General features: G+C 65.6%; 14 protein-coding genes. 7 read left to right on the top strand and 7 right to left on the bottom strand.

Annotated elements, in window-relative coordinates; all coding sequences use genetic code 11:
* The first annotated feature begins 129 nt into the window (after positions 1–129).
* The 3 genes from IHE46_RS16015 to IHE46_RS16005 all read left to right on the top strand — a co-directional run bounded on the left by IHE46_RS16015 (position 130) and on the right by IHE46_RS16005 (position 2,445).
* Positions 130–1,404 carry an MFS transporter gene (locus IHE46_RS16015; protein WP_192165798.1) on the top strand — a complete coding sequence of 425 codons (1,275 nt, stop codon included), beginning with the start codon at positions 130–132 and terminating at the stop codon, positions 1,402–1,404.
* Positions 1,405–1,478: 74 nt separating this feature from the next.
* Entirely contained in the window at positions 1,479–2,042 is a 564-nt protein-coding gene (locus tag IHE46_RS16010) for a hypothetical protein (RefSeq protein ID WP_192165796.1), read from the top strand.
* 85 nt (positions 2,043–2,127) lie between these two features.
* Positions 2,128–2,445: a hypothetical protein gene (locus IHE46_RS16005; protein WP_192165795.1), complete on the top strand. Its 318-nt coding sequence runs from the start codon at positions 2,128–2,130 to the stop codon at positions 2,443–2,445.
* Positions 2,446–2,577: 132 nt separating this feature from the next.
* Here the strand turns inward: IHE46_RS16005 and aceE are convergent, their stop codons facing one another.
* The 5 genes from aceE to rsgA form a co-directional block, all read right to left on the bottom strand.
* The gene (aceE, locus tag IHE46_RS16000) at positions 2,578–5,271 is read right to left on the bottom strand and encodes a pyruvate dehydrogenase (acetyl-transferring), homodimeric type (protein ID WP_192165793.1); all 2,694 of its coding nucleotides are present in this window, start codon (positions 5,269–5,271) and stop codon (positions 2,578–2,580) included.
* 470 nt (positions 5,272–5,741) lie between these two features.
* Positions 5,742–8,018, bottom strand: a complete 2,277-nt coding sequence (locus IHE46_RS15995; RefSeq protein WP_192165791.1) for an NADP-dependent malic enzyme — start codon at positions 8,016–8,018, stop codon at positions 5,742–5,744.
* Between the two features lie 67 nt (positions 8,019–8,085).
* Complete coding sequence (locus IHE46_RS15990; protein ID WP_192165789.1) at positions 8,086–9,351, bottom strand: flavohemoglobin expression-modulating QEGLA motif protein; 1,266 nt, start codon at positions 9,349–9,351, stop codon at positions 8,086–8,088.
* Entirely contained in the window at positions 9,348–9,797 is a 450-nt protein-coding gene (locus IHE46_RS15985) for a hypothetical protein (protein ID WP_192165787.1), read from the bottom strand. Before IHE46_RS15985 ends, IHE46_RS15990 begins: the two co-directional genes overlap by 4 nt.
* A 39-nt stretch (positions 9,798–9,836) precedes the next feature.
* A complete protein-coding gene (gene rsgA / locus IHE46_RS15980) occupies positions 9,837–10,892 on the bottom strand; it encodes a ribosome small subunit-dependent GTPase A (protein ID WP_192165785.1) in 1,056 nt (351 codons plus the stop codon).
* A gap of 152 nt (positions 10,893–11,044) precedes the next feature.
* Here rsgA and IHE46_RS15975 point away from each other — a divergent pair, with 152 nt between their 5' ends.
* From IHE46_RS15975 to IHE46_RS15960, 4 genes are all read left to right on the top strand, one after another.
* Positions 11,045–12,286 carry an aminotransferase class I/II-fold pyridoxal phosphate-dependent enzyme gene (locus IHE46_RS15975; protein ID WP_192165784.1) on the top strand — a complete coding sequence of 414 codons (1,242 nt, stop codon included), beginning with the start codon at positions 11,045–11,047 and terminating at the stop codon, positions 12,284–12,286.
* Entirely contained in the window at positions 12,283–12,882 is a 600-nt protein-coding gene (locus tag IHE46_RS15970; protein WP_192165782.1) for an SGNH/GDSL hydrolase family protein, read from the top strand. The genes IHE46_RS15975 and IHE46_RS15970 overlap by 4 nt, the downstream gene beginning before the upstream one ends.
* 67 nt (positions 12,883–12,949) lie before the next feature.
* On the top strand, positions 12,950–13,852 hold the full coding sequence (grxD, locus tag IHE46_RS15965) for a Grx4 family monothiol glutaredoxin (RefSeq protein WP_192165780.1): 903 nt from the start codon (positions 12,950–12,952) through the stop codon (positions 13,850–13,852).
* Positions 13,853–13,907: 55 nt separating this feature from the next.
* Positions 13,908–15,488, top strand: coding sequence for a tetratricopeptide repeat-containing sulfotransferase family protein (locus tag IHE46_RS15960; protein ID WP_192165777.1), 1,581 nt, complete (start codon positions 13,908–13,910; stop codon positions 15,486–15,488).
* 324 nt (positions 15,489–15,812) lie between these two features.
* Here the strand turns inward: IHE46_RS15960 and IHE46_RS17060 are convergent, their stop codons facing one another.
* Positions 15,813–16,244, bottom strand: a complete 432-nt coding sequence (locus IHE46_RS17060) for a BrnT family toxin (protein ID WP_225563118.1) — start codon at positions 16,242–16,244, stop codon at positions 15,813–15,815.
* A 29-nt stretch (positions 16,245–16,273) separates the two neighbouring features.
* Positions 16,274–19,249 carry a TonB-dependent receptor gene (locus IHE46_RS15950; protein WP_192165775.1) on the bottom strand — a complete coding sequence of 992 codons (2,976 nt, stop codon included), beginning with the start codon at positions 19,247–19,249 and terminating at the stop codon, positions 16,274–16,276.
* Positions 19,250–19,799 lie beyond the last annotated feature (550 nt).

Here is a 19,799-nt window from a genome sequence, read left to right as displayed (position 1 = left end):
GGGAAAGTCGCCTCCACCCTACCCTCGCGCGGAGAAAGCCCGGATCAAATCCGCGGCAAGCTGGCGTCAAGCCGCCTTGCCTGCCGGCGCATGCGACGCGACTACAATGCGCGTTCCCCGAGGATTCCCATGCCGAACTCCACCTCCCCGTCCGCCGCAGCGGACTCGCTGCTGCGCCACCCCGCCTTCGTGCAGTTCTGGTGCTCGCGCATCGCTTCCGGTTTCGGCTTCCAGATGCTGTCGGTGGCGGTGGGCTGGCAGGTGTATGCGATCACCGGGCGCGCCTTCGACCTCGGTCTGATCGGCCTGGTGCAGTTCATCCCTTCCGTGCTGCTGGCGCTGCCGGCGGGGCACGTGGCCGACCAGTTCGAACGGCGGCGCGTGGTGCTGCTCGGGCAGATCGTGGAATGGACGGCCATCGTGCTGCTGGCCGCGCTGACCTTCAGCGGGCGCATCCACGAAGCCGGCATCCTCGCCCTGGTGTTCGTCATCGGCGTGGCCAAGGCGTTCGAATCGCCGTCGATGCAATCGCTGCTACCGGCGCTGGTGCCGCCGGCGCTGCTGCCCCGCGCGGTGGCGGTGAGCGGCTCGGCCTTCCAGATGGCCACCATCCTCGGTCCCGCGGTGGGCGGCCTGCTCTACGCGGCAGGCCCCGGCGTGGTGTACCTGAGCGCCGCGGCGCTATACCTGGTCGCGGCGACGACAATGGCAATGCTGCGCTACGAACAGGCGCCTCCGCGACGCGAGCCAGCGACACTGAAGACGTTGTTTGCCGGCGTGCATTTCATCCGCGAGCGCAAGGACGTGCTGGGCGTGATCTCGCTGGACCTGTTCGCGGTGCTGCTGGGCGGCGCCACCGCGCTGCTGCCGATCTTCGCACGCGACATCCTGCATACCGGCCCGTGGGGGCTGGGCCTGCTGCGCGCGGCGCCGGCCGTGGGCGCGCTGCTGATGTCGCTGTGGCTGGCCAGGCACGAACTGCAACGCCGCGTGGGCATGATCATGTTCGCTTCCGTGGCCGGCTTCGGCGTGGCCACGCTGGTGTTCGCCGTTTCCTCCACGCTGTGGCTGTCGCTGGTCGCATTGTTTGCGTTGGGCGCATTCGACATGGTCAGCATGGTGATACGCGGCGCACTGGTGCAGCTCGACACGCCCGATGCGATGCGCGGCCGCGTGAGTGCGGTGAATTCGATCTTCATCAACACCTCCAACCAGCTCGGCGAATTCGAGTCCGGCATGCTCGCCGCGTGGTTGGGCGCGGTGGGTTCCGCGGTGGTTGGCGGCCTCGGCACGCTGGTGGTGGTGGGCCTGTGGATGGGGATGTTCCCCGGCTTGCGGCGGCGACAGAAGCTGCACATGGAAACCGCCACGGACGATGCGCAGGCTGCGGGCGATACGCTCTAAAAGCCTGGGCGGTTGTGCGGCACGCCTCATCCAGCGAAGCTTTGTCGCATTGCCGTCGTCTTGGGGAGCACCGCATGTCCACGCCACCGCCGCTGCGTTCCAGCTTCGTCACTGTGCTGGCATGGATATTCATCGGCATGACCGGGTTCGCCACGCTGATCTCTCTGCTGCAGAACCTGATGCTGCAGTGGTTGTTCCTGCCAACGATGCAGGCACACCCCATGCCACCGCTGCCGCCTGACATGCCTGCTCCGATGCAGTGGATATTTGCGCACATGGCCTGGCTCTTCCGGGCCTTCCTGCTGGTCTCCAGCGTCACGTTGATCGCCGCCATCGGTCTGCTGCGCCGGAAGGAATGGGCGCGACGACTGTTCATCGGCCTGATGGGGCTCGCCATCGCCTATCACCTGCTAGGCCTGGTATGGCAGTGGTGGTTCATGGGGTCGATGGAAACGATCATGCACACACCCAACATGCCTGCCGACGCGGAAGCAATGATGCATGGCTTCATGCGGGTGGCACAGGTGTTCGGCATGCTGATGGCGCTGGTTTTCTGCGCGCTCTTCGGATGGATCATCCATCGCCTGCGCAGTGCGCGGGTGCGCGACGAATTCCGCCCCTGGCCCCCGTCACGCTGACTGCTTCCTGACGGGCCCGCGGCCCGTACACGTTTGGCTAACGTGACGGCTGGCAGTGTGGATCGGGCTTAACAAGGAGAATCCCATGAGCAAGTCACGCGACCTCGAAAGCCATATGGACGAACTCGGCGACCGCGCGCGCCGCTACGCCAACGATGCCGGCGATACCGCGCGCGGTTGGGTTGCGCGCGGACGCAGCGCCGCAGCGCGCTTCGACGGCGACGGCTACCGCCGCCGGATCGCGCGTGCCGCCGAGGATCTGGCCGACGAGACGAGCTACCGCTACCGGCGCGTGAAGCGCCACGTGAGCCGCCACCCGGTGGCCACCGCCGCGATCGTGGCCGGCACCATCGGCGCGTTCCTGCTGCTGCGCCAGGCGCTGCGCGGCAACGACGAGGATTGAGCCTACCGCTGCCGTTGTCGCCCGAGGCGGATCCTGCATCGCGCGGGGATAGTCCGGAGGGCTACCGCCAAAAGCAATCACCCAAAAGAAAAACCCGCCGGAAGGCGGGTTTTTCTTTTATGGCCGATCGGCTCACACGGTAAGCGGATTGGGCTTCTCCGGGTCGAGCTTGTACTCGCGGATGGCGCGCGCCACGTCCTTGGCGTTGACCTTGCCGTCCTTCGCCAGCGCGGCCAGCGCCGCGTGGGCGATCCAGTAACGGTCCACCTCGAAGAAGCCGCGCAGGTGCTCGCGCGTATCCGAGCGGCCGAAGCCGTCGGTGCCGAGCACGGTGTAGCGCATGCCATCGGGAATGAAGGCGCGGATCTGGTCGGCGTATTCGCGCACGTAGTCGGTGGCGACGACGGCCGGGCCCTGGCGGCCCTGCAGCAGGCCGGTGACGTGCGGCACGCGCTGCTCGGCTTCCGGATGCAGGCGGTTCCAGCGCTCCGCGTCGAAACCGTCGCGGCGCAGTTCGACGAAGCTGGGGCAGGACCAGATGTCGGCGCTGACGCCGAAGTCCTTCTGCAGCAGCTCGGCGGCGGCGATCACCTCGCGCAGGATGGTGCCCGAACCCAGCAGCTGCACGCGCGTCTCGCCCTTCTTCGGCTTGCCGGCGTCCTTGAACAGGTACATGCCCTTGATGATGTCCGCCTCGACGCCCTGCGGCAGGTCGGGGTGGCTGTAGTTCTCGTTCATCACGGTGATGTAGTAGTAGACATCCTCCTGCTCTTCCACCATGCGGCGGGTGCCGTCCTGCAGGATCACCGCGACCTCGTACGAGAACGTGGGGTCGTACGACTTCACGTTCGGGATCGCACCGGCCATCAGGTGCGAGGAGCCGTCCTCGTGCTGCAGCCCTTCGCCGTTGAGCGTGGTGCGGCCCGCGGTGCCGCCGATCAGGAAGCCGCGCGCGCGCATGTCGCCGGCCGCCCAGGCCAGGTCGCCGATGCGCTGGAAGCCGAACATCGAGTAGTAGATGAAGAACGGCAGCATCGCCTGGTTGCTGATGCTGTAGCTGGTGGCCGCCGCCATCCAGGCAGCCATGCCGCCGGCCTCGGAGATGCCTTCCTGCAGCACCTGGCCCTTCTGGTCCTCGCGGTAGTACAGCAGCTGGTCGGCGTCCTGCGGACGGTACTTCTGGCCGAACGGCGCGTAGATGCCGATCTGGCGGAACATGCCTTCCATGCCGAAGGTGCGCGCTTCGTCGGCCACGATGGGCACGATGCGCTCGCCGATCTGCTTGTCGCGCAGCAGCAGGTTCATGCCGCGCACCAGCGCCATGGTGGTGGAGATCTCGCGCTCGCCGGTGCCCTTGGTGATCTGCTCGAACGCGGCGAGCTCCGGCGCCTTGAGCTTGGCGTCGGCGTGACGGCGGCGCTGCGGCAGGAAGCCGCCCAGCGCGCGGCGGCGCTCCATCATGTATTCCACTTCCGGCGAGTTCTTGCCCGGGTGGAAGTACGGCACGTCGCCCAGCTTGTCGTCGGTGACCGGGATGTTGAAGCGGTCGCGGAAGTGGCGCACGGCGTCGGCGTCCAGCTTCTTCTGCTGGTGCGTGGGGTTCTGCGACTCGCCGGCCGCGCCCATGCCGTAGCCCTTCACCGTCTTGGCGAGGATCACCGTGGGCATGCCCTTGGTGTTCACGGCCTGGTGGTAGGCGGCGTACACCTTGTGCGGATCGTGGCCGCCGCGGTTGAGGCGCCAGATGTCGTCGTCCGACAGGTTGGTCACCATCTCGCGGGTTTCGGGGTACTTGTTGAAGAAGTGCTCGCGCGTGTAAGCGCCGCCGAAGGCCTTGCACGCCTGGTATTCGCCGTCGATGGTTTCCATCATCAGCTTGCGCAGCACGCCGTTCTTGTCGCGCGCGAGGAGCGGATCCCAGTAGCTGCCCCAGATCACCTTGATGGCGTTCCAGCCGGCGCCGCGGAACACGCCTTCCAGTTCCTGGATGATCTTGCCGTTGCCGCGCACCGGGCCGTCGAGGCGCTGCAGGTTGCAGTTGATCACGAAGACCAGGTTGTCCAGGCCTTCGCGGCCGGCCAGCGAGATGGCGCCCAGCGACTCGGGCTCGTCGGTCTCGCCGTCGCCCATGAAGCACCAGATCTTGCGGTCGCTCTTGGGGATCAGGCCGCGGTGCTCGAGGTACTTCCAGAACTGCGCCTGGTAGATGGCCTGGATCGGGCCCAGACCCATCGACACCGTGGGCACCTGCCAGTAGTCCGGCATCAGCCACGGGTGCGGGTAGGAGGACAGGCCACGGCCCTTGCCGGCCACTTCCATGCGGAACAGGTCGAGCTGCTCTTCGCCGATGCGGCCTTCCAGGAACGAGCGCGCGTAGATGCCGGGGCTGGAATGGCCCTGGTGGAACACCAGGTCGCCCGGGTGGTCGGCGCTGGGCGCGCGCCAGAAATGGTTGAAGCCCACGTCGTACAGCGTGGCGGACGAAGCGAAGCTGGCGATATGACCGCCCAGTTCGCCCGGCTTGCGGTTGGCGCGCACCACCATCGCCATCGCGTTCCAGCGGATCAGCGTGCGGATGCGCCATTCCATCGCCGCGTCGCCCGGCATCTTCGCCTCGTTGGCGGGCGCGATGGTGTTGACGTAGGCGGTGGTGGGGTCGAACGGCAGGTAGCCGCCGGCACGGCGCGTCGAATCGACCATCTGCTCAAGCAGGAAGTGCGCGCGCTCGGTGCCGTCGTGATTGATGACCGCGTTGAGCGAGTCGATCCACTCGCGGGTTTCGGTGGGATCGAGATCCTGGCTGAGGATGTCGTCGAGTTGATCCATGGGGGATTCTCCGCGGCGCCGGATGGCGCAATGCCTGTAGGGAAAGCGGTCGCCGTGGGGGATGGCGGGCCGACGCCCGAGTTTAGCTTTCGCGGCTGGTTGCTGCCAGTTGGACGTCCGTCTAGGGAGGCACATGCGGCGGCGAATGGCGCACGGCTCACCCTCGTCCCGTGTGGGGAGAGGAGGCGGTACCAGGTGTCGAGGAATGGCAGCATCCAGCGCCCTGCATCCTCTCCCCTCCGGGGAGAGGGCTGGGGTGAGGGGTCACGCTGGCGAGATGGGAACTACGAAGCACGCTTCGATGAGTGCCTTCGCGAGCACCCGCCCCTCACCTCAATCCTCTCCCCGGAGGGGAGAGGAGGCGAAGGCGGTTGGCGGGTTCGCCTGCCAGGCGCCCGGAGTTCGGCAATGCCGGGCTTCGGTGCTGGCTTCATCTTTTGCGCAGCTGACAGGCCGTCCCTGACGGCCTGTCAGCTGCGCGCGCGGATCTGCGCATCCACCGCGGCGATGGCCGTCATGTTCACCACGCGGCGCACGCTGGCAGAGGTGGTGAGGATATGGGCCGGCCGGTTCACGCCCATCAGGATCGGGCCGATCGCCACGCCGTCGGTCATCACGCGCACCATGTTGTAGACGATGTTGGCGGCGTCGAGGTTGGGCATCACGAACAGGTTGGCGCGACCGCTGAGCGTGGTGCCGGGGAACATGCGCCGGCGCAGCGTCTCGTCCAGCGCGGTGTCGGCCTGCATCTCGCCGTCCATCTCCAGCTTGGGCGCACGCGCCATCAGGATCTCGCGCACCTTGCGCATCTTGGCCGCGCTGGGAGTGTCGTGGCTGCCGTAGTTGGAATGCGACAGCAACGCCACCTTGGGCTCGATGCCGAACAGCTTGAGGCGGTAGGTCGCCTGCATCGTGGCCTCGGCGATCTGCTCGGCGGACGGGTCGGCCTGCACGTGGGTGTCGAGGAAGAACCACGCGCCCCGCTCGTTGATGACGCCGGTCATCGCCGAAGTGCACGACACGCCCGGATCGAGGCCGATCACGCTGCGCAGGTAGCCGAGCTTCTTGTGGTAGCGGCCCACCAGACCGCAGATCAGCGCGTCGGCTTCGCCGCGCTCCACCATCATCGCGGCGATCAGCGCAGTGCGCGTGCGCATCAAGGCCTTCGCCGCGTCCGGCGTGACGCCGCGGCGCTCGGTCATTGCGTGGTACTGCTGCCAGTACTCGTTGAAGCGCGGATCGTCGTTGATGTTGGTCAGCTCGAAATCCACGCCCGGGCGCAGACGCAGGCCCAGGCGCTGGATGCGCATCTCGATCACTTCGGGGCGGCCGATCAGGATCGGGAAGGCGAGCTTCTCGTCCACCACCGTCTGCACCGCGCGCAGCACGGTTTCTTCCTCGCCCTCGGCATAGACCACGCGCTTCTGGTCGGCGCGGGCGCGGTCGTACACGGGCTTCATGATGAGGCCGGTGCGGTAGATGAACTGGCCGAGCTTTTCCTTGTACGCCTCCATGTCGACGATGGGCCGCGTGGCCACGCCGGAGTCCATCGCCGCCTGCGCCACGGCGGAGGACAGCTCCACCACCAGCCGCGGATCGAACGGACGCGGAATCAGGTAGTCCGCACCAAAGGTGGGCGGCTCGCCGCCGTACACCGAGGCGAGGTCGCCCGCCTCCATCCGCGCCAGCCGCGCGATGGCGCGCACGCAGGCGATCTTCATGTCCTCGTTGATGGCGGTGGCGCCCACGTCCAGCGCGCCGCGGAACAGGTACGGGAAGCAGAGGACGTTGTTGATCTGGTTGGGATAGTCGGAGCGGCCGGTGCCGATGATCGCATCGGGGCGCACCTTCTTGGCGTCCTCCGGCAGGATCTCCGGGTTGGGGTTGGCCAGCGCCATGATGATCGGGCGCTCGGCCATCGTGGCCACCATCTCCGGCTTGAGGATGCCGCCTGCGGACAGGCCGAGGAAGATGTCCGCGCCCTCGACGATCTCGGCCAGCGTGCGCTTGTCAGTGTCGCGCGCGTAGCGCTGTTTGTCCGGATCGAGGTCGGTACGGCCGCTGTGCAGCACGCCGTCGCGGTCCAGCGCCAGGATGTTCTCCGGCTTCAGGCCCAGCGCCACCAGCATGTTGACGCAGGAGATGCCGGCCGCGCCCATGCCCGTGGTGGCGAGCTTCACGTCGCCGATCTTCTTGCCCACCACGTCCAGCGCGTTGATCACCGCGGCGCCCACGATGATCGCGGTGCCGTGCTGGTCGTCGTGGAACACCGGGATCTTCATGCGCTCGCGCAGCTTGCGCTCGACGATGAAGCACTCCGGTGCCTTGATGTCCTCGAGGTTGATGCCGCCGAAGGTGGGCTCCATCGCGGCGATGATGTCCACCAGCTTGTCCGGATCGCGCTCGGCCAGCTCGATGTCGAACACGTCGATGCCGGCGAATTTCTTGAACAGCACGCCCTTGCCTTCCATCACCGGCTTGCCGGCCAGCGGACCGATGTCGCCCAGGCCCAGCACCGCGGTGCCGTTGGTGATGACCGCCACCAGATTGGCGCGCGCAGTCAGCTCGCTGGCCGCCTGCGGGTCGTCCACGATGGCCTCGCACGCATAGGCCACACCCGGCGAATAGGCCAGCGACAGGTCGCGCTGGGTCAGCAGCGGGGTGGTCGGGCTGACCTTGATCTTGCCCGGGCGCGGATGGCGGTGGTATTCGAGCGCGGCTTGGCGCAGGTCGTCGGGATGGGCCATGAGTGGGGCTTTTCGTGGGGTCGGTGGGCCGCGGATCGGCCGCGTGATGTTAGCACCGCGCTCCCGGCTACACGCCGCGCGACAGGTCGTCGGCGCCCACTTTGCCCATGCGGATGGCATTGACGAACACCGAGAACGCGAGCTTGCCGGCCAGCCCGTGAACGTGCTGCATCCATGGCGGCAGCCAGCGCGGCGGCGCCAGCACGCCGCTGGCGAAACACGGCTCCAGGCTCAGCACATCGGCCAGCGCCAGCTTGCCCGCGAACAGGTAGCGCAGCAGGTCCATGCGCCGCTCGCGGAACGCCCAGCGGAAGAAGGTGTGCACGGTCAGCAGGCCGCTGAGGTACACGTTGTCCTTGGCGAAGGCCGCCCCGCCGGTGGTGGGCACACCGCGGAACACGCGCTGCGCGGAATGGAAGCTGTCCGCCACGCCCTGCCCGCAGGCGTGGAAGAATTTGTACACCTCCACGAAGTCGGCGCCGTCCAGCGCCATCTCGATGGCGAGGATGCGCAGGCTGACGCGCTTCAGCCGCGCGATGTCGATGGCGCCCGACATCAGCTCGGCGAACACCGCCAGCCCCTCCTGCGTGGCCGTGACGCGCGGCGAGGTGCGCGCCAGCGAAGCCAGCAGCGGCTGCTCGCGCCCGTTGAGCGCGGTGAGGGTATGCACCAGCGCCTCGTGCGCCAGCAACTGGTGGCGGTCGTAGTCGCTGAAGCTGGCACCGCCACGCAGGCGGATGCGGGTGGCGCCGGCGGCGGCCTTGGCGGTGAGCTCGGGATCGACCTCCACCCTGACCCGGCCCGCGCCGAAGAAATCGTCCAGCGTGCGCGCCATTTCGTCGCGCAGGGTTTCGGCGCTGATGCCTTCGCGCGCGTCGTCCGCGATCAGGTCGGCACCCAGTTCGTCCGACAGCTCCACGAAATAGCGCGCCGCGTCGAGGTTGCTGCGCGCGCTGCCGGGAATCGTGTCGCCGGGGCGGCCATACAGCAGGATCGACGGCTCGCACACCTGCGCCGTGCCCACCGCCTCCAGCATCCCGGCCGCGATGCGCCACGACTCGGCGGTGTGCGCCAGGTATTCGCCCAGAGCGCCGCCCTGCGCCAGCGCCTCGCGTTCGATGGCCTCTAGCTCGGTGCGCTCGGCGGTGAGATCGGGCCGCTGGTACTGCACCTCGGGCAGGACAAAGCGCTCCGCGGCGAAATCCGCGATCAGCCGGTTCTCCAGCGAGGCCGGCCACGCCACCGTGGGCAGGATGCGGATGCCCCTCACCGCGGCCAGCAGGCGCTGGTCGAGGGAGGCGATATGTTGCAGGTCGGGGCTCAAGTCGCTCATGTGTGCCGCCGCACCTGGGCGATGCGCTGGCGCAATTCGATGCCAATGTCCCGCCCGGCACGTGGAGCCGCGAAGAAACGGACACAGTTCCCCAGGGCGCAAGGCAGGCCAAGCTCCAATGTAACAAGGCCACCCACGCGCTCCGCCTCCACCGATGCAATGCTGGCCAGTGGCATCCGAATGGGCTGATCGGCGCGCTTGAGCAGCAACTCGTCGCCATCGATCCAGGCTTCGTCGACCACTTCGGACGCAAGCAGCCGGCGGCCGCGAACCGACAACACCGGGATGATTGGCAACACGCATACGAGCATTGTCGTCCATGGCACCGAGCCGCCATGACCCCTGCCCGGCCACGCCGCCATCACGGCCAGCACAGCCATGGCCATCAAGGCCAGCGTGATCGCACGGTCGTAACGTGGCTTGATCACCGAGGAAAGCCGTCTCACGTCAGATGCTCCTTGCCGGATTGCCCCTCATGCTTGCCCTCACTCCCGCTCGCGCTTGCCGCGCGGCGCATGCGGCCGCTCGATGGGCCTCCCGCCGCGCTGGCGGCGCAGCTTGGCCTCCAGCGTGCTGGCCTGCTCCTCGCGCTCGTCGCGCAGCTTGAGGTAGTTGCGCCAGCGCTCGGGCGACAGTTCGCCGCTGTCCAGCGCGGCCTGCACCGCGCAGCCGGGCTCGCTGCCGTGGCCGCAGTCGGCGAAACGGCAGTCTTCGGCCAGCTCCTCGATGTCGGCGAACAGGTCGAGGTTTTCCTCGCCGGTGAGCTTCAGTTCGCGCATGCCGGGCGTGTCGATCAGGCAGCCGCCGGTGGGCAGCTGCAGCAACGCGCGATGCGTGGTGGTGTGGCGGCCGCGGCTGTCGTGGTGGCGCACCGCGCCGGTGGCCATCTTGTCGATGCCCAGCAGGGTGTTGGTGAGCGTGGACTTGCCCGCACCGGAGGACCCCACCAGCACCGCGCTGTCGCCGGGCTGCAGGTACGGCGCGAGCTGCGCCGCGCTCGCCGCATCCTTGCCGTTGATCGCGTGGATCGCCGTGCCGGGCGCCAGCCGCGCGCGCAGCTCGGCGATGCGCTCGGCGGCGTCCTCGTGCAGGTCGGTCTTGCTGAGCAGCACCACCGGCCGTGCGCCGGAATCCTCGATCAGCGAAAGGTAGCGCTCGATGCGCGCGGGGCTGTAGTCGCCGTCCAACCCGGTGAGCACCAGCACGCAGTCGATGTTGGTGGCGATGATCTGCTTGGCGTAGCGCTCGCCCGCGGCGGCGCGCGACAGTACGGTGCGCCGTGGCAGCACGGTGACGATGTGCGGCGGCTGGCCGGCCTCGATCTCCACGAAATCGCCCACCGCGGGCCGTTCGCCAGGATCGAGGCTGCGCTTCAGGAAATGCCCGGCCGGCTGCGCGCCGAAGCTCTGCTCGCCGTCGTGCAGCTCGTAGCCGGCGCGATGCTGCGCCACCACGCGCGCCAACCGCCGGCCGGCCGCGGGCAGGGTTTCGCCGCGCCAGCCGATGCGCCGCAACCGCTCTATCGTTTCGGCATCGCTCATGAGTCTGGGGACTTCGACATGTGGGCCGATTATGCCCTGCCCTGGAAATGCCCGTGCAAAGCCAGCCCGGCGGCTCGCGCTGCACCGCACCACGCTGCTAGGATCGACGGCGACCCGGCCGTGCGCCGGCCAAACCCATGAGGATTCCGGCGTTGGCTTCGATCAAACCCAGCACGCATCTGGCGGACGTGCGTTACGAGATCCGCGGCGCACTCACCCGGCGCGCACGCGAGCTGGAAGCTGCCGGCCGCGACATCATCAAGCTCAACATCGGCAACCCCGGCCGCTACGGTTTCGAAACGCCCGCGCATCTGCGCAACGCCATCGCCGGCCACCTGCGCGACAGCGAGGCCTATGGCCACGAGCAGGGCCTGGACGCCGCCCGCGATGCCATCGCCGCACAGCAGCGTGCGCGCGGCGCACGCCACGTGGACGTGGAGCGCATCTTCATCGGCAACGGCGTCAGCGAGCTGATCGACCTCAGCCTGCGTGCCCTGCTGCAACCCGGCGACGAAGTGCTGCTGCCCAGCCCCGACTATCCGCTGTGGAGCGCCGCCACCATCTTGAACGGCGGCAAGCCGCGCTATTACCGCTGCCTTGCGGAGAACGGCCATCTGCCCGATCCCGACGAGATCGAAGCATTGGTGACGCCGCGCACCCGCGCACTGGTGCTAATCAATCCGAACAATCCCACCGGCGCGGTGTATCCGCGCGCGCTGCTGGAACGCATCGTGGCGGTGGCCGCGCGGCATGGCCTGCTGTTGCTGACCGACGAGATCTACGACGAGATCCTCTACGACGGCACGCCGTTCCAGCCGCTGGCGGAAGTGGCCGGCGAGCTGCCCTGCGTGAGCTTTGGCGGCCTGAGCAAGGTACATCGCGCCTGCGGCTACCGCGTGGGCTGGCTGTCGCTTTCCGGCGACCCCGCGCGCAGCGCCGACTACCGCGATGCGCTGCAGTTGCTGGCCGCGCTGCGCCTGTGCGCCAACGTCACCGCGCAATGGGCGGTGATTCCGGCGCTGCAGGACGCCCCCACCATCACCGCGCTCACCGCGCCGGGCGGCCGCCTGCACGAGGCGCGCCGGGCCGTGCTGGATGGCGTGGCCGCGAGTGCCTACCTCGACGTGGTCTCGCCGGCCGGCGCACTGTATGCCTTTCCGCAGATCCGCGCCGACGCCATACCTTCCTTCGACGACAACGCCTTCGCGCTGCGCCTGCTGGAAGAGGAGTCGGTACTGGTGGTGCCTGGCAGCAGCTTCAACGTGCCCGCCAGCCGTCACCTGCGCCTCACCCTGCTGCCGCAGCCCGCGCAGTTGCGCGAAGTGTTCGCGCGCATCGAACAGGTGCTGACACGCATGGCGGCGGAGCAGCCGCGCCGGGCCGCCGTCGCTTGACCACCTACCTCGCCCTCGGCGACTCCTACACCATCGGCGAGAGCGTGCCCGCCGAGGGCCGCTGGCCGGCGCAACTGGCCGCCATGCTGCGCACCGAAGGCAAGGCACTGGCCGAGCCGGGCATCGTGGCTACCACCGGGTGGACCACCGATGAGCTTTCCGCCGCGATGGATGACACCAGCTTCGCGCCGCACTACGACCTGGTCAGCCTGCTGATCGGCGTCAACAACCAGTACCGCGGCCGCAGCGTGGACGATTACTGCGAGGAATTCCGCGCCCTGCTGCAGCGTGCGATCGCCCTGACCGGCGCCCGCGCCGGCCGGGTGCTGGTGCTGTCGATCCCCGACTGGGGCGTCACGCCGTTTGCGCGGGACAGTGGCCGCGACACCGCACGCATCGCCGCCGAACTCGATGCCTACAACGCCGCCGCCCAGGCGGAGACGCTGCGACTGGGCGCGCACTGGGTGGACATCACCCCGATCTCGCGCCGGCACCCCGGCCTGCTCGCCGACGACGGCCTGCATCCCTCGGCCGCGCAGTACGCCTTGTGGGCCCAGGCGGCGCTGCCCGTGGCCCGCGTCATGCTCGCGACTTGAAGCCGCACGGCGGAGCCGGCATATCGGCAGGCGGTATCATTGCCCTTTATTTGCCGGAAGCTCCCCCATGTCCCTAGACGCCGCCACCCGCGAACGCATCGAAACCCTGCTTAAGAGCCACCACGTGGTGCTGTTCATGAAGGGCCATCGCCAGCAGCCGATGTGCGGCTTCTCCGCCGCCGCCGTCAACACGCTCAACGAGCTGCTGCCGGACTACCACACGGTGAACGTGCTGGACGACCCGGAGATCCGCGAGGGCATCAAGGCCTACGGCGACTGGCCCACCATTCCGCAGCTCTACGTCGAAGGCGAACTGGTCGGCGGCGCCGACATCATCCGCCAGATGTATGGCAGCGGTGAGCTGCACACGCTGTTCGGCGTCTCCGCGCCGGATCGCACCCCGCCGGAAATCACCATCACCGACGCCGCCGCCAAGGCCATCCGCGAAGGCACCGCGAACGCGCAGGGTCTCGCGCTGCACCTGGAAATCGGCCCCGACCACAGCGCCGGCTTCCAGCTCGCCCCCGCGAGCGAGCACGACATCGTGGCCCACGCCAACGGCCTCGAGGTGCACTTCGATCCCGCCAGCGCCCAGCGCGCCAAAGGCATCGTGATCGACTGGGTGTCCACCGTGCAGGGCGAGGGCCTGAGCCTGAAGTTCCCGGGCGCGCAGGAAGTGAAGTCGCTGACCGTGCAGGAACTGCAGCAGCGGCTCGCCGCCGGCAGCATCACCCTGATCGACGTGCGTCCCGCCGCCGCGCGCGCGGAGCTGGCTCCGCTGCCGCAGGCACGCATCCTCGAGGACGAAGGCTACGAAGCGCTTGCCGCCCTGCCCAAGGACACTGCGCTCGCCTTCATCTGCACCCGCGGCATCTCCAGCCAGGGCGTGGCCGAGCGCTTCGCCGCGCACGGCTTCAGCAATGTGTACAACGTGGCGGGCGGGATGCTGGCGGTGGATGAAAATCGTTGATGTACCTCCGCCCTCCCCTTCCCCGGGGTGGGTTTGAAGCAAACCAGAACCCTCCATGCCTCCTACCGATAACGCCCCGCTGAGCGATCTGCTCGCGACCGCATCCCGCGCCATCGCAACGCAAAAGCTGGCGACCGCGGAACTGACCTTGAGGCAGGCTGTAGGCGCCGCGCCGGATTCGTCCGAAGCGCAGCGGCTATCTGGCGTCGTACAACTCATGCGCGGCAACGCCGGCATGGCCGTAGGCCATCTGCGCCGCGCCGTTGAGTTGAAGCCCGACGACTTCAACGCGCACATGACCCTCGGCAGCGCGCTGTTCCAATGCCAGCTTCACGATGCGGCCTTTGAAAGCATGCGCCGTGCCTGCGAACTGTCTCCCGAGACGGGTGCGCCTTGGTACAACCTTGGGCATGCCTTGCACATCACGCGTCGCACTGAGGAAGCACGCCCGGTGTTGGAACGGGCGATGGCGCTCGACCCCTCGCATCTCATGACGCGAACGACCTTGGCCAATGTACTGAGCAGCCTCGGGGACATTGCCGAAGCCGCCAGGCTTTATCGCGACGTCTTGCGAAGCCATCCGGACCACGTCAGAGCTTGGCATTCATTGGTCAATCTCAAGTCCGTGAAACTCGACGACGCCGAGATTCAACAGATCAAGCAACTGCTGGAACGCCCCAACCTCTCCGCCGACGATCGCGTGTGGCTGAGCTTTGCGCTGGCCAAGTCCCTCGAGAACCAAAACGATCTGGCGGCTTCCTTCCGTACCCTGCAAATAGCAAATGCCATCAAGCGTCGCATTACCCCGTGGGACATCGCGACCGAATATCGCCGAATCGACAGTTTCATCGAGGCTTTCCCCCCCCCACTCCCCCCTGCCGTGGATCCAAACCTCGGCAGTGAAGTCATCTTCATTGCCTGTCTGCCTCGCTCTGGTTCGACGCTCGCCGAGCACATTCTTGCTTCCCACTCCTTGGTGGAAGGTGCCAACGAAATACCAGATCTGACCGCTGTCCTACGGGGCGAATCCGAGCGCAGGCAGCAAACACTTGGACAATGGGCCCCCTTGGCCATGGCCGAAGACTGGCACCGCCTCGGCTGCGAATACATGGAGCGCACCGCGCGCTGGCGCACGCGCAAACCCCGTTTCACCGACAAGAACCTCGGTAACTGGGCACTGGTCGGCCCTGCACTGACCATGTTGCCTGGCGCGCGCGTGGTGAATACCCGGCGCGATCCGCTGGAAACCTGCTTCTCCTGCTATCGCGAGTTGTTCAGCGTCGGCGGTGAGTTCAGTTACGACCTCGAATCCGTGGCGCACTACTACGCCGGATACGACCGTATCAGTCAGTTCTGGCGGCAGCGCTTCCCAGGGCGCTGCTTCGACCACGTCCACGAAGACCTACTGGCCGACCCGGAAAGCAGTATCCGCAAACTGCTGGAGTTCTGCGATCTGCCATTCGAACCGGCCTGTCTCGAACCCCACAAGACCAGCCGCGTCGTGTACAGCAACCGCCAAGTGCGGCAACCATTGCAATCGGATATAGCCCGATCAGCCCGCTATGGCACCTTGCTGGACCCGCTACGCGACCTGCTGCGGCAATTGGGTGTTTCTGACCATGCCTACACCCTGTAGCCGGTTGCCGTTGCCATGGCGTTATCACTGTGCTTTTTCTACGACATGACTCAACGCGACTTCGTCATCGGCGCATGACTGGCCAGCATGGCGACCACGCGGGTCTGCCAGCTTGCATCCGACGCCTTCCGGCGAACCAGCACACCTGACAGGATGCACAAAGGTGTATCCACTACATTCGCCGGCCTCTTGTCAGGGCAACGTGTGCGTTTGACGATTTCAGCCACTGCAGCCTGCGCTTCGGCACGTGCGGCCACCCTGTCACCATGACGCCACACCGCGTTCTCGAAAAACCCGTCATCCGGCAGTGGCGCATCTCCCGGGTCAACCCATTAGGCAACTGAATTTTTGGGCTTCGCCTTCATGTGCATACCTTATGCCGATAATGCGGCGAACTTCACCACGCGACGTGCAAACCGGCACCACCCGACGGTCTTCAGCCATTCCCACGGTGATGATGCGTAATTCACCGTAGTCCTTCCGGTCGTTGGGCGCAGAAATGGCATGATCTGCGAAGACCTGACCAGCATCAGCGAAATCCAACCCACGCTCCATGAGGATTGGCTGACGCTTGGCATCGTCGAACTCGATTCGCATGGATGCATGGCAGCAAAACGGATTTTTATCTATACGCTTTGATGTATGCACGCTCATCTCCAGCGTCATCCATCCCGAACCACCGCAACCTTGCCGTGCGGCTTTACCAAGCAGTAGCAACAAGGCCGCCGGTTTCCCGGCGGCCTTGTTGGTTTCCAAGCCCGGATACCAGGGCCTTGCATTGGTTATCAGTAATCGTAGGTGACGCCGACCTGCAGATAACGCGGCGTTTCCAAGCCGACCGGCAACCGATAGTAGGCACTCGGGTCTGCCGTCGTGCCGTACGAGCTGTCGTACTGCAATACGTGCTGCTCGTTGAACACGTTGTGGACCTGCAACTGGAAGTCCAGACGGTTCTGGGCGAATGCCGGGCGGTAGTCCAACTGCAGGTCCAACTGGTGCGTCCACGGCGTGAAGCCACTGGAACCCTGCGGCGACGGCACGCCACCACACCAGTGGTATGCGTTGCCATATTGATTGTAGTTGGTCTGCTCCGGGCCGTACCAGCCCAGACAGGTTACCGGTGTCCCCGAAGCGATGCGGTAAACGGCGCCAACCTTCCACTCCGGATTGATCATGTACGAACCGTATATGCGCAACTGGTGCTTCTGGTCGTTGGGCAGCAGGCCATTGCTGTATTGCATGATCTGCGAGAAATCCCACTGCTCGGTGCCGGACTGCGAGCTGCCGCCCTGGCCGATGTTCGACTCCACCGGACCCTCGGTGGTGCCGTAGCTGCGCGAGAACACGTAGTCGATCTTGCCGTACCACTTGCCGTCAAACACGTGCTCCAGATAGAGATCCAGCGAGTAGTAATTGCGCGACGCCTTCGGGTAGCCGAAAGCGGAGCCCGGCATGGTCACCTGGGTCCAGCCACCGCCGGTGGTCGGAACGGTCAACACGGCGTGGCTACCCGGGTTGATCAGGGTGCTGCCACTGAGCGTAGCCGTGTTGAGAGTCAGGCCCTGGGCCGCAACCAAAGACGCAATTTCCGATTCATAGACCTGCGGATCGAAGTCGTCGATCATGCGGCCCAGCTTGTTCACGGTGCCGGTGACGCCGTACACCCAGCTCTGGCCGAACATGTTGAACTGCTGCTGCATGCCCAGTACAAACTGATCCTGGTATTCCGCCTTGATGTTGCCAGCAGCGGCCGTCTTGGGGTTGACCAGGCTGCCATCTTCATTGTTGACGTAGTAGATATTCCCAGCGGCACCACCGCCACCGATATCTATCGGCGACAGGTTCTGCGGGATGCCGGTGGCGCTGACACCGGTGTAGTTGAAGAAGGTAAGCGTGTAGGTCGGCGCACTGGCTTCGCGCAACGCCACCGAGGTGGGCATCGCCAAGTAGTAGCGACCCATGTTGCCGAACACCTTCATGGTGGAATCGCCGAACACGTCCCAACTGAAGCCGAGGCGCGGCGCCCACTGCGGCGAGGTCAGGCGCAGGTAGGCCTGACCCACCGGGTTGTAGTTGGTGAACGTATCATTGCGCAGGCCGATGTTCAGCAGCAGGTTGGGGGTCACCTGCCAATTGTCCTGGATGTACTGGGCGCGTTGCCTGATCACCAGCGACGGGGTGACCGTATCGAACCGGTACTGCATCACGTAGCCAGCGGCGGCGTACTGCCAAGCGTAACCCGGGCCGGTCATCGCCGCACCATCCATGCGGTCCACGCTGTTCTGGTTGTCGATACCGAACTGAATGTCGTGGTCGCCCAGCTTCCAGTCGAAATCGACGCGCAAGTTACGCTCTTCCGACGTGTGGTTCGCCTCGTTGATGTTGGTATTGACATTGGCGTTGCTGCAGCCGCTGCTGCACGGCGAACCAACCTGATACTCTGGAGAAAGGATATTCGGCAGGTCGGTGCTGTAGCCCGGGAAGGTCGGCTGGTCGGTGTAGTACTTGCCGCTCATCTTGCCGTACAGGACGTTCAACGTCAGGTTATCGGTGATGTACGAGGTGTACTTGCCGATCCAGATGTCGAAGGTGTTCTTCTGTTCCTGACCCAGGCTCGCGAATCCACCCTTCGTGTACGTACCGCTGCTCTGGTCGTAGTTGTAGTAGGAGTAGGTGGCCGGATCGCGGGTCCATGCGTTGTAGATGTTCGTCAACGAGAGGATGTTGCTGTCGTTGATGTTCCAGTCCAGCTTGGCGTAGTACTTGGGCTTGCTCTGACGCTGGTTGTAGACCTGGCTGCTACCGACGCTTAGCGGCGCGTTGCTCAACTGCGTCTTGTCAGCTTCGGCACCGATGAAGAAGAACAGCTTGTCCTTGATCAGCGGCCCGCTGAGGTAAGCGTCATAGACGGTGTTCCACTGGGTGAAGCCAGCCTGCTTGTTGGGCGAGTACATCTGGCCGTAATAGCTGCTGCGCGGGTTGCTGTAGTAGACGTCGTCGGTACTATCCTGCGCAAACGCCGGCGACCACAGCACCTGGCCACCGAAGTGCCAGTCGTTGGTACCGCTCTTGCCGATCTGGCTGATCACGCCACCAGCCGAGCGACCGTACTGGGCGCCGTAACCGCTGGTGAGTACCTGCTGCTGGTCGATGACGCCATAGGGCAGCGCGATGCCACCGGTGTTGCTGAGCGGATCGGAGGTGTTGAAGCCATTGATGTAATAGGCGTTCTCGACGATCGACGAACCACCGAACGAGATCGGCGAACCACCGGTAGGAGTACTGCCTGAAAAGTAGGGCGAGCCCTCAATAGTGCCTGGCGCCAGCAGGGCGATGGCTTCCGCACTGCGCGCCAACGGCAGTTCGGCCAACTGCTTCGAGGTGATGGTCAGGTTCTGCGTGGTGGAGGTCACGTCGATCGCAGGTAGCGCGTTCGCCGTCACGGTCACCGTGCTCAACGACTTGGCGTTCTGGCCGCCGGCCTGCACGAAGTCGGCCTCGAATGCGCCACCGGCGGCCGGGCTGACATTGCTGTGCGACTGCGCGACAGCACCATTCTGCAGCAGGTTCACCGTGTAGCTGCCGACTGGTACGGTCAGCGAATAGTGGCCGGTGCTGTCGACCGCTACGGTACGGTTGAAGCCCGAGCCACCGACGACCTGTACGGTGGCACCGGACGCGGGTGCACTGCCGAAAATGGTGCCGGTGGTGGCCTGCGCCAGCACCTGGCCGGTCATGCCGACGCCGGCGACGACGGCCATGGCCAACGCGGTCCGACGGAATGCCGAACGACGCATTTCACTATTGGATTTCTGGACATTCATGAGATCGAAAACTCCCCAGTAAACTTTAAGATGCAAGAAAGCAATGTCAGTCCTCAATAAATGCGTTATGCCACTCAGAGCACAATGCAGGTTGGAACCGAGCAAGCCTGTCCACAGTAACTGCCACACCCTTCAGCTAATGCTGCTACTTGAATGTTGCTACCTGGCCTCTCGACATTACGCATTCACGTAACACAAAGTCAACGTTTAAGAAATTGCGATTTAATGTAATCGCATTATTTTGCGATTTTCGAACAATTATTTTCATCAAATCCTGACCGTCGCTATCATGCGCGCATTCCAGAAACGACCTCTCTTATGTCGCCTACCCCTTCGACTATCGGCCCATTGCTCGCAGAAGCCGGCAAAGCGCTCAACCAGGGGAGGGTCGATCTTGCCCAGCGCGCGCTGGCGCAAATTATTGCGAAAGACCCCGGGCATACCGACGCCCAATTTCTTTACGGAGTCGCCTGCCTGATGGGCGGCG

It is taken from the genome of Rhodanobacter sp. DHG33 (assembly GCF_014843005.1).
Taxonomy (GTDB): domain Bacteria; phylum Pseudomonadota; class Gammaproteobacteria; order Xanthomonadales; family Rhodanobacteraceae; genus Rhodanobacter_A.
Note: the sequence above shows the minus strand (reverse complement) of the source record. Positions and strands in the feature narration are given on the sequence as shown.

Coding starts and splice junctions, on each gene's coding strand:
- IHE46_RS16015 (WP_192165798.1), top strand. CDS start 130: ATGCCGAACTCCACCTCCCCGTCCGCCGCAGCGGACTCGCTGCTGCGC.
- IHE46_RS16010 (WP_192165796.1), top strand. CDS start 1,479: ATGTCCACGCCACCGCCGCTGCGTTCCAGCTTCGTCACTGTGCTGGCA.
- IHE46_RS16005 (WP_192165795.1), top strand. CDS start 2,128: ATGAGCAAGTCACGCGACCTCGAAAGCCATATGGACGAACTCGGCGAC.
- aceE (WP_192165793.1), bottom strand. CDS start 5,271: ATGGATCAACTCGACGACATCCTCAGCCAGGATCTCGATCCCACCGAA.
- IHE46_RS15995 (WP_192165791.1), bottom strand. CDS start 8,018: ATGGCCCATCCCGACGACCTGCGCCAAGCCGCGCTCGAATACCACCGC.
- IHE46_RS15990 (WP_192165789.1), bottom strand. CDS start 9,351: ATGAGCGACTTGAGCCCCGACCTGCAACATATCGCCTCCCTCGACCAG.
- rsgA (WP_192165785.1), bottom strand. CDS start 10,892: ATGAGCGATGCCGAAACGATAGAGCGGTTGCGGCGCATCGGCTGGCGC.
- grxD (WP_192165780.1), top strand. CDS start 12,950: ATGTCCCTAGACGCCGCCACCCGCGAACGCATCGAAACCCTGCTTAAG.
- IHE46_RS15960 (WP_192165777.1), top strand. CDS start 13,908: ATGCCTCCTACCGATAACGCCCCGCTGAGCGATCTGCTCGCGACCGCA.
- IHE46_RS15950 (WP_192165775.1), bottom strand. CDS start 19,249: ATGGCCGTCGTCGCCGGCGTCGGCATGACCGGCCAGGTGCTGGCGCAG.